The organism is Streptomyces tateyamensis (genome assembly GCF_003205575.1).
Classification (GTDB): domain Bacteria; phylum Actinomycetota; class Actinomycetes; order Streptomycetales; family Streptomycetaceae; genus Kitasatospora; species Kitasatospora tateyamensis.
The window spans coordinates 1-272 of sequence record NZ_PYBW01000393.1; the positions used below are offsets into that span (position 1 = coordinate 1).

Below are 272 nucleotides of genomic sequence, written 5' to 3' on the forward strand. Positions count from 1 at the left end.
GGCCTGGCGCCGTTCGGCGAGCGGGCGCAGCAGGCCGGCTGGCTGCACGACGTGCTGGAGGACAGCCCGGTGACGGCGGACCAGCTGCTGGCCGCCGGGGTACCGGCCGAAGTGGTGGCCGCGGTGCGGGCGGTGACGAAGGTGGCGGGCGAGGAGTACCTGGAGCGGGTGCGGGCGGTCACCGCGGACCGGCTGGCCACCCTGGTGAAGATCTCGGACAACGCGCACAACTCGCACCCCGACCGGCTGGCTGCGCTGCCGGCCGAGCAGCG

General features: G+C 75.7%; 1 pseudogene. It reads left to right on the plus strand.

Annotated elements, in window-relative coordinates:
- Positions 1-272: pseudogene (locus tag C7C46_RS35730) on the plus strand (HD domain-containing protein); the annotation flags it as partial.